Origin of the sequence: Nostoc sp. CHAB 5715 (assembly GCF_020829685.1) — a bacterium.
In the GTDB taxonomy this organism is placed as follows: domain Bacteria; phylum Cyanobacteriota; class Cyanobacteriia; order Cyanobacteriales; family Nostocaceae; genus Nostoc.
Map to the genome: position 1 here is coordinate 1 of NZ_JAIVFR010000179.1, position 9,578 is coordinate 9,578.

The window sequence follows — 9,578 nt, forward strand, 5'->3', positions numbered from 1 at the left end:
ATAAACTTATTGGGTCAAAAACAGCCAAAGTGGTAGAGAACTATTAATCGCAATTAGTCGCACTAAATGACCAGTTGTGACAATTTCAACATTATGATTCAATGCCAGGGAAACCAAGATCATTTCTGCTGATCCTCCTGGTGCTGTGACTAAAAGACAGGTTAACCAGTCCCAAGAGGTTAATTGCATCGCAATTATAGCAGCGATCGCTCCCGCTATTAAAGTCATCCCCACAGACATCAAGGCATAGCCCACAGTCTGCTTTCTAAAGTTGGGTTTGTCTCCCCAATACTCACCAATAGTAATTCCCAGCAGCATTTGACCCAATAAGTTTATTATTAGCGGCGGATTAAAGCTAATATCACCTACAAAAGGTAGCCAATGTAGCAAAGGATTAAACCCGATACCAATCAACAATGCCCCAAAGAAATCGCCAGCCGGAATTTTAAATAATATAGCTGGATAAACTACTAATCCAGTAATTGTCAGTACTAACAAGAGTAATTCTAATTGAGATGGATCGAAATTGAGCCAAGCAGCGTTGATTGGGAGCGTTTGCGGATAGTAATTACCAGTTGATATCTAAGCTATTCGTCAATTGCCTACATTCTTTATTGACGACGTTCTTGCAGCTTGCGGTATACAGATTTTAAATCAACTTGATGGTGAGCTAAGGCAACCAAAGTATGATATAACAAATCAGCCACTTCACCTGCGATCGCATCTGCTTCATCATCCTTAAAGGCCATTACCACCTCGGCGGTTTCCTCACCAATCTTTTTCAAAATTTTGTTATCGCCACCTGCGAATAGTTTACAGGTGTAGGAGCTTTCAGTAGGATGATCGCGGCGATCGCATATTATTTGAAACAATTGCGACAATGTATCTCCTGGTGGTGGGGCAATTTTCCCTTCTATTTGGTGAAAGCAACTACGTTCTCCAGTGTGGCAGGCAATATCTCCTAATTGCTCTACACCTATAAGCAGCGCATCATTATCACAGTCATAACGGATACTCTGCACTTTTTGAATATGTCCAGAAGTCGCCCCCTTGTGCCATAACTCTTGCCGAGAACGACTCCAAAACCAAGTTTCTTCAGTTTCCAAAGTTTTTTGTAACGACTCCTGATTCATCCACGCCATCATTAGGACAGTACCATCCAAATAATCTTGGACAATTGCAGGCACTAAACCCCGTTCATCGTAGCGAATTTCCTCAACAGGGATAGCGTAATGCAGAGAGTGCGAATCGTTAGAAGACATACCAGCTAGTTTGCTCTAATGAGAATAATTCATGGATTCACGATATCATTCTCAATAGGGCAACTGGCATGTTTTTTTGAATTGAACTATTTTATCTAGTTCTAAACAAGAGCATTCCGTTCCATAGCGGACTGCATCTTTACAGCACTCAACGCGACTTTGTGAGCTTTTGATGCCTCACCATACCAATGAATCGCCGAATTAAAAGCTGCTCGGTAAAGATCCTGGTATGCTTCAGATAATCGAGTTTGAATATCTAGAGGCAAATCTTTATTTGACTTATATAACATATTGTTATTTTTTGGTTCAGCTATTTATATAAGATAGAAATTCTAAGCACTTTTTGACCCTATCCTAAGATATAACTTTTTATTGCCCACTGTTAGGAGAGAATCTTGGTAAATACCACAATTAAAACAACGAAATCACAAGAAGTTTTCGCTGCTGCTCAAAACCTCATGCCAGGAGGAGTCAGTTCTCCTGTTCGTGCCTTTAAATCTGTGGGCGGACAACCCATCGTTTTTGATCGTGTTAAAGGCGCATATATTTGGGATGTAGATGGCAACCAATACATAGACTATGTAGGCACTTGGGGCCCAGCTATTTGTGGTCATGCTCATCCAGAAGTAATTGCAGCCTTGCATGAAGCTTTAGAAAAAGGTACCAGTTTCGGCGCTCCCTCAGTTCTAGAAAATGTTTTGGCAGAAATGGTTATCGATGCCGTTCCTAGCATCGAAATGGTTAGATTTGTCAACTCTGGAACTGAAGCCTGTATGGGAGTTTTGCGATTGATGCGGGCTTTCACAAAACGAGATAAAATTATTAAGTTTGAAGGCTGCTACCACGGACACGCCGATACCTTTCTCGTGAAGGCGGGTTCTGGTGTTGCCACACTTGGCTTGCCAGACTCACCAGGAGTTCCAAAATCGGCAACTAGCACTACTCTAACCGCGCCTTTTAACGACTTAGAATCCGTCAAAGCCTTGTTTGAGGAAAACCGTGACGAGATTGCTGGTGTCATTCTTGAGCCAGTTGTCGGCAATGCTGGATTTATTGCACCTGACGCTGGCTTCTTAGAAGGATTACGAGAACTGACTCACGAGCATGGAGCGTTATTGGTATTTGACGAAGTGATGACAGGCTTCCGTATTGCTTACGGTGGCGCTCAGGAAAAATTTGGTGTTACTCCCGACTTAACAACCTTGGGTAAAGTGATTGGTGGTGGGTTGCCAGTAGGAGCTTATGGCGGTCGCCAAGATATTATGTCAATGGTTGCCCCCGCAGGCCCCGTATATCAAGCTGGGACTCTTTCTGGTAATCCTTTGGCAATGACTGCTGGTATTAAGACTTTAGAATTGCTGCAAAAGCCAGGTACTTACGAGTATCTTGACCGGATTACTAAGAAGTTAGCAAATGGTTTGCTGCAAATTGCTAAAGAAACTGGTCATGGGGTATGCGGTGGTCAAATCAGCGCCATGTTTGGCTTATTCTTTACCTCTGGCCCAGTTCATAACTACGAAGATGCCAAAAAGTCTGATACAGCCAAATTCGGACGCTTCCATCGGGGTATGTTAGAGCATGGTGTTTACTTAGCACCCTCTCAATTTGAAGCTGGGTTTACGTCTTTTGCTCACACTGAAGAAGATATTGAGCAGACTTTAGCAGTTGCACGGGATGTAATGTCTAGCTTATGACCAAAAGAGTGCTGAGTACTCAGTAAAGACAACGCCTACAACAAGCGTTGCTCACTGGGCATTATATTACTCCTGTGCGCGATCGCAAAAAGTTGGAGTGTTAGCTTCCGAGTCATGGGAACTTCGGTCGTTGATATTAGACATCTAGTAAAAAAATGTAGAGACGTACCAGTGCTACGTCTCTACAAAAGTTTTGGATTTTCTTATTAATACTTAATGCCAACCTAGTCTGCCATAGATTGTACTTGTACCTAAAAACTACAAGTCAGGAGGCAAAATCACCTGATCAATTGCGTGGATTACACCATTACTGCCTATGATATCTGCCTGTGTCACTTTAGCATCATTGACAGTTACACCGGTAGCAGGGTCAACTTTAACGTTGATTGCGCCACCTTCAAGGCTTTTAACTTCACCAGACTTCAAATCAGTGGACAATACCTTACCAGATACTACATGGTAATTTAAAATCTTGAGCAATACTTCTTTGTTGGCTGGATTTAACAATTCTTGCAAAGCATCTTGTGGCAACTTAGCAAAAGCTGCATCAGTAGGTGCAAAAATGGTTAAATTATCTTTGCCTTGCAAAGCTTCAGTCAACCCTGCTGCTTTCAAAGCCTTAGTTAAGGTTGTAAAGGAAGCGTTTGACTCTGCTAACCCTAACAAGTTTTGACCTTGAGTGTCCGTTGCTCCTGGTGCTGATGGAGTTGTAGTAGGTGTCTCAGTGGGTTGAGTTTCCGGGGTAGGAGGGATAGGACGTGGGGTGCGGGGTGGAACTTCACCAGGTGTAACACTACCACCACCACCACGGTTATAGGGCGGTTCGTTGAAAATACTTGGTCTGGGATTTGTTACACCACTTTGCTGCGCTACTTGTTTGGGTTTGGTATTGCCCTTTTCTATTTCGGAAGCAGCCTCAGCAGGTGTGTATTGAGCGTTTACTTGAAGACGTTGACCCTTGTTATAGGGGGCTTCGTTGAAAATACTGGGGTTAGGATTTAGTGCCTCTTTAGCTTCAGATGGTAAAGTAATAACAAGGCTCAAACTACTAAATCCTGCTATGCCTGCTAACGCGATCAGCAATTTGCTGTAATTTGTCTTCATAAATTTTGTTTGTCTTTTTGTCCACACATTACATAAAGATTTATAACATTTTGCTATACACAAAATCTAACCTAAGAGGGAAGAAAAATTTTTCTCCACAATAATTTTTGATAGTCAGGTAAAATATCAAACGTCGGCTCATGCTGATAATTATGAAATATATTTAGCACATATTTTATGTAATGAGTATATTTTTTACCTTAGACAAAAAAAGTTAAAAAGCCTCACTTCCTGTAGCGTCAACTCTCAGAAAGTGTGAAAGTATAACATCTACAAGGTATGAGTTACAATAAGCTGTGAAAAAGATTTTACTCATTTACAGGTAACATTATATACAAAAATATACTTAAAATAATAAATGATTAATAAAGTACTGAACCCCATAAGGAATCAGGGGATATCTCTGAATTAACCATTGATTATTCAGCAAAAGCACAGAAATTAATTACCAAGATATCTTAACGTAATCTAAACAGTGACGGAAATTAAAGTAACTGCTGAAGACTTAGAACTGAGCGGTTAAATTCATCTATGTATGTCAAATTCAATTATTTAATTATTTGATATTTTAATCAGAAAATAATACTTTTTAAATTGATGATTTTGCTAAAAATCAGGCATAAGTTCAACCACGATCTCAATTAAATAGATAAAAAACAAATAATGTAAAGAAAAATTACTTTAACTAAAGATACAATTGTAAAGTTAAGAAGTTGACCAGTTATAAGGTATACAACATGCTGGAATTATACCAATGGGAACTATCTAAATACTCAGAGAAAGTGCGCCTAATTCTAGATTTTAAAGGACTAGATTACCGCAAAATAGAGGTTACGCCTGGGATTGGACAAGTAGAACTATTCCGGCTGACTGGTCAGAAACAAGTCCCGGTATTAAAGGATCGTAATAGATATATTGCGGATTCTACGGAAATAGCTAAGTATTTAGACTTAGAGTATCCCGATCGCCCAATAATACCGCAAGAACCCAAAAAACGCGGTTTAACTTTATTAATAGAAGAATGGGCGGATGAATCTATAGGCATCAAAGGTCGCAAAGCACTATTTGCAGCTATAAGTCAAGATCAAAATTTCCGCAAGTCTTTATTACCCACCTCAACACCAGATATATTTAAAAGTCTGGTTGGAGGAGTACCCACTGACTTACTGACAGTGCTAGGTTTTGGGGTAGGTTATAGTCCAGATATTATCCAGTCAGCGATCGCACCTTTAAAACAAGACTTAGAAGCGCTAACGTTATTATTGGCAGAGAGTCCTTATTTAACTGGAGATGAGCCGACTTTAGCCGATTTGGCAGTAGCTGGGTTATCAATATTATTGAAATTCCCTCCTGGCCCCTATCTGGATTTACCAGCTTCTCTTAGAGGTAAAGGATTACCAATCTTTTCAGAGAATATAGATTATGAACCATTCTTTACCTGGCGCGATCGCCTCTACGCCCAATTCCGCAAACCATTAATCACTACCACTCCACCAAGAGGAAGTGCGCCAACGTCGATTCAGATTGACTAAGTAATGGGCATGGGGCATTGGGCATGGGGCATTGGGCATGGGAAAAAATGACTAATAACTAATGACTAATGACTAATGACTAATGACTAATAACATGAATTCAGAACAGCCATTAGGTTCGGTTATTCAAGGTTCTCTAACTGAAGGTTTAGAAGTACGATTGCATCCTGACATTTCTGTGGAAGATATGCGGGTGGGTAAGTTTCTTGTTGTGCAAGGGATGCGATCGCGCTTTTTTTGTATGCTGACAGATGTAGCATTGGGGGCTGCTAATGCCCGAATTATTGCAAATCCCCCTAGTTGGGAAGACACTTTTTTACGAGATGTTTTAGCCGGAAGTGGTACTTATGGTACTATCAACCTCGCGCCGATGTTGATGTTCACTCCCGAATCGGAAGAATCTTTCTCCCCAACAAATGGCAAATCGACAAATCCCTTCCTCCCATCGGTGACGGGTTTGGCTTCATTTGTGCCACAAACCAGTACTACAATGGAATTGTTGCCTGTTAAAACTATTCCTAGCCACTTTAGCCAAGTTTACGATGCAAGTGTTGACGATTTTCGGCGGGTATTTGGTTGGGAAGATGACCCCCAAAGGCGCAATTTTTCCATCGGGAAACCTTTGGATATGGATGTGCCCGTTTGCATCGATTTAAACCGCTTCGTAGAACGGAGTAATGGGGTTTTTGGAAAATCTGGTACTGGTAAATCCTTTTTAACACGGTTACTTTTAGCTGGCGTTATCCGTAAAAATGCGGCAGTAAATTTGATTTTTGATATGCACTCTGAGTATGGCTGGGAAGCCGTTGCAGAAGGGAAGAATGTAAATACAGTTAAGGGTTTAAAGCAATTATTTCCCAGCAAAGTAGAAGTTTACACCCTCGACCCGGAATCGACAAAGCGCCGGGGTGTGCGTGATGCTCAAGAACTTTATCTAAGCTATGAGCAAATTGAAGTTGAAGATATTAAGTTATGTGGTCGAGATTTAGGACTTTCTGACGCAGCCTTGGATAACGCTAATATTTTGTTTAATGAGTTAGGTAAGTCTTGGATTGTCCAGCTGTTAAATATGACTGGTGAGGACATTAAGATGTTCTGTGAGGAAAAGCCGGGACACCCAGGTTCAATTAACTCTTTACAGCGCAAACTGATGCGTATGGATAATTTGAAGTATATGCGCGCGGTTTGTCCCCAGAATTATATTAGTAAAATTGTCCAGTGCCTGGAATCTGGAAAGAATGTTGTGATAGAATTTGGTTCCCAGTCTAATATGCTCTCTTATATGTTGGTGACGAATATGATCACCCGACGTATTCACGAGCATTACGTCAAGAAAGCAGATAAATTCCTGCAAAGCAAAAATCCGAACGATCGCCCCACGCCATTGATGATTACCATTGAAGAGGCGCACCGTTTCCTTGACCCGGCTATCGTACAAAGTACTATCTTTGGGACTATCGCCAGGGAACTGCGAAAATATTTCGTCACACTTTTGGTAGTTGATCAACGTCCATCGGGTATTGATAATGAAGTCATGTCCCAGATTGGGACTCGGATTACCGCTTTGCTTAATGATGAAAAAGACATTGACGCGATTTTTACGGGTGTATCTGGTGGTGGCGGACTGCGATCGGTATTGGCAAAGTTAGACTCTAAGCAACAAGCTTTAATTTTGGGTCATGCTGTTCCTATGCCAGTAGTAGTACGTACCCGTCCTTACGATACAACTTTTTACGAAGAAATTGGTGAGCCAGCCTGGGAAGAAAAACCTGACGCAGAAGTATTCGCTGCTGCTGAACTAGCCAAAGCTGACTTGGGATTCTAGATAGTTATTTGTCATTTGTCATTAGTCATTGGTCATTAGTCATTGGTCATTAATTAAGTTAGTTATTCTTGCTCTGCTTCCCCATCTCCCCCTGCTTCCTATGCTTCTTTTCCCCATGCCCAATGCCCCATGCCCCATCCCCAATTCGTAACATCCCTCCATTCTCGTAGGAAATTAAGTTCGGTTATCCGGCTAGTTTTGGGCAACAGAAGAGGGGTTTTTGGCGTCACTATAGATATAGTCAGTAATTTCAAGGAAGTTTAATTTTTTTTTGCAAATCGGCAATTTTGAATTATAATTAAAGATTGCATCTTAAAATACTTTACTATTTGCCTGATTTATCGTACTATAAAGATAAATGGAACTCATACCGACTTCGGATTTTCAGTTGCTATCAGTAACTGCCTAAAAGAAGAATTCTCAAAAACAACCAGCGTGCTTATATAAAGATTGAAAATTTAGGGAAGGTAGGGGAACCTATCATTGGGAGTTTACCGTCTGAACAACGGCTAGATCAATTGATAATTACTTTTGATAGCTCCCGATACTTCGTGATAGATGTACTACCTTTCTGCATGGATTTTAGTAAGAAAAAATACATTGTGTTTACGGAGTAGAGGATAACACATCAATGCCTACTGTCAACACCCAAACGGAAAACCTCAACACCAAATTCACAGCTGATATGGTGCGAACCTATCTACGAGAAATTGGTCGTGTACCACTGCTAACCCGTGAACAAGAGATTGTCTATGGGAAGCAGGTGCAACAAATGATGAAGTTCATCGACGCCAAGGAAGCTTTGGCGAAGAAACTGCACCGCGAACCGAATATGTCAGAGTGGGCTGACCACGTTCAACAATCGGAAACCGAGGTACAACAAACGGTAGCGCAAGGGAAGCGGGCGAAGCAAAAAATGATCGAAGCGAATTTGCGCCTGGTCGTTGCTATTGCCAAAAAGTACCAAAAGCGAAATATGGAGTTTCTGGATTTAATCCAGGAAGGAACACTAGGATTAGAGCGGGGTGTAGAGAAATTTGACCCAATGAGGGGTTATAAGTTCTCAACCTATGCTTACTGGTGGATTCGCCAAGCAATTACCCGTGCGATCGCCCAGCAAGGTCGCACCATCCGCTTACCGATCCACATTACTGAAAAACTGAATAAAATCAAAAAAGTGCAGCGCGAGTTAGCTCAAACACTGGGGCGATCGCCTACTCCAGCCGAAATTGCTAAAGAACTGGAAATAGAACCTGCTCAGATCCGCGAGTACCTGAACATGGCGCGTCAACCAGTATCTTTGGATGTTAAAGTTGGCGATAACCAGGATACTGAGTTGCAAGAAATGCTCGAAGATGACGGCCCATCACCAGAGTATTACACCAACCAGGAATTTTTACGCCAAGACTTGAACAACTTGCTAGCAGAATTAACTCCGCAACAGCGACAAGTTTTAGCCCTGCGCTTTGGTTTAGAAGATGGTAATGAAATGTCATTGGCGAAAGTGGGTGAGAGATTGAATCTTAGCCGTGAACGTGTCCGCCAGTTAGAGCATCAAGCTTTGGCTCATCTGCGTCGTCGTCGCGCCAATGTTAAAGAATACGTTGCTAGTTAAAATGAGAGACGCGAAATGCCGCGTCTTTCCACCACCTTGGTGATGCGCCTCCTGAATTCAGGGGGCTATTTTTTTATGCTTAGGACTTACGCAAAAATTGCTAAAAAGCTTAATTTATCGAACCGCCAAGACGCCAAGAGCGCCGAGAATTCGTAGAGTGTGCGTAAGTCCTAATGCTGATAACCCAATACAGTTCAGTTAAGAAAATAATCTGTTGAGGCAGGCAGGGGAGGCAGGGGGAGCAGGGGGAGCGGGGGAGAGAAAAATGCTTAACTGAACTGTATTGGCTGATAACCTAATTACGCTTGGGTTACCCCTACTGATTTAATGGTTGTAGGTCGGATGCGATCGCTTTGTCACCGGATGCAAGCCCATCATTAATTACCAAAATCCAGCAAGACTCTAAAATAGGAACATAAAGGCACATACTATGGTGTGCGATCGCTTTTCTTTCGGCTCAATGATATACCAAAATGAATGCGTGAATTACTCAAATGAGAAAACATTCAGGCAATTGAGAAAGTAAAAGCTCATTTTACTTGCGGA

Annotated in this window: 8 protein-coding genes and 1 pseudogene; 5 read left to right on the plus strand and 4 right to left on the minus strand. The window is 41.6% G+C overall.

The annotated features are described in order from the left end of the window. Positions 1–6: 6 nt before the first annotated feature. The 3 genes and pseudogenes from LC574_RS12085 to LC574_RS12095 all read right to left on the minus strand — a co-directional run. Positions 7–576 (minus strand): annotated as a pseudogene (locus LC574_RS12085) (AbrB family transcriptional regulator); the annotation flags it as partial. Positions 577–611: 35 nt separating this feature from the next. Then, on the minus strand, positions 612–1,262 hold the full coding sequence (hisIE, locus tag LC574_RS12090; RefSeq protein WP_229453742.1) for a bifunctional phosphoribosyl-AMP cyclohydrolase/phosphoribosyl-ATP diphosphatase HisIE: 651 nt from the start codon (positions 1,260–1,262) through the stop codon (positions 612–614). 101 nt (positions 1,263–1,363) lie between these two features. Beyond that, the gene (locus tag LC574_RS12095) at positions 1,364–1,552 is read right to left on the minus strand and encodes a ChaB family protein (protein ID WP_229453743.1); all 189 of its coding nucleotides are present in this window, start codon (positions 1,550–1,552) and stop codon (positions 1,364–1,366) included. A gap of 105 nt (positions 1,553–1,657) precedes the next feature. On the opposite strand from LC574_RS12095, the gene hemL reads away from it, so the two are divergent. Further along, positions 1,658–2,956, plus strand: coding sequence for a glutamate-1-semialdehyde 2,1-aminomutase (gene hemL, locus LC574_RS12100; RefSeq protein ID WP_229453744.1), 1,299 nt, complete (start codon positions 1,658–1,660; stop codon positions 2,954–2,956). Between the two features lie 258 nt (positions 2,957–3,214). On the opposite strand, the gene LC574_RS12105 is transcribed toward hemL, so the two are convergent. Further along, positions 3,215–4,060, minus strand: a complete 846-nt coding sequence (locus LC574_RS12105; protein WP_229453745.1) for a fasciclin domain-containing protein — start codon at positions 4,058–4,060, stop codon at positions 3,215–3,217. 737 nt (positions 4,061–4,797) lie between these two features. Between LC574_RS12105 and LC574_RS12110 the strand changes: the two genes are divergently transcribed. The 4 genes from LC574_RS12110 to LC574_RS12120 all read left to right on the plus strand — a co-directional run bounded on the left by LC574_RS12110 (position 4,798) and on the right by LC574_RS12120 (position 9,032). After that, the gene (locus LC574_RS12110) at positions 4,798–5,592 is read left to right on the plus strand and encodes a glutathione S-transferase family protein (RefSeq protein WP_229453746.1); all 795 of its coding nucleotides are present in this window, start codon (positions 4,798–4,800) and stop codon (positions 5,590–5,592) included. Between the two features lie 82 nt (positions 5,593–5,674). Further along, positions 5,675–7,417, plus strand: coding sequence for an ATP-binding protein (locus tag LC574_RS12115; RefSeq protein ID WP_229453747.1), 1,743 nt, complete (start codon positions 5,675–5,677; stop codon positions 7,415–7,417). Positions 7,418–7,445: 28 nt separating this feature from the next. Next, positions 7,446–7,568, plus strand: a complete 123-nt coding sequence (locus LC574_RS37955; protein WP_267871502.1) for a hypothetical protein — start codon at positions 7,446–7,448, stop codon at positions 7,566–7,568. A 480-nt stretch (positions 7,569–8,048) separates the two neighbouring features. Further along, on the plus strand, positions 8,049–9,032 hold the full coding sequence (locus tag LC574_RS12120) for an RNA polymerase sigma factor, RpoD/SigA family (RefSeq protein WP_229453748.1): 984 nt from the start codon (positions 8,049–8,051) through the stop codon (positions 9,030–9,032). The last annotated feature ends 546 nt before the right edge of the window (positions 9,033–9,578 follow it).

Excerpts from the sequence above, each read along its gene's own strand:
- hisIE (WP_229453742.1), bottom strand. The coding sequence starts at position 1,262 with ATGTCTTCTAACGATTCGCACTCTCTGCATTACGCTATCCCTGTTGAG.
- LC574_RS12095 (WP_229453743.1), bottom strand. The coding sequence starts at position 1,552 with ATGTTATATAAGTCAAATAAAGATTTGCCTCTAGATATTCAAACTCGA.
- LC574_RS12105 (WP_229453745.1), bottom strand. The coding sequence starts at position 4,060 with ATGAAGACAAATTACAGCAAATTGCTGATCGCGTTAGCAGGCATAGCA.
- LC574_RS12110 (WP_229453746.1), top strand. The coding sequence starts at position 4,798 with ATGCTGGAATTATACCAATGGGAACTATCTAAATACTCAGAGAAAGTG.
- LC574_RS12115 (WP_229453747.1), top strand. The coding sequence starts at position 5,675 with ATGACTAATAACATGAATTCAGAACAGCCATTAGGTTCGGTTATTCAA.
- LC574_RS12120 (WP_229453748.1), top strand. The coding sequence starts at position 8,049 with ATGCCTACTGTCAACACCCAAACGGAAAACCTCAACACCAAATTCACA.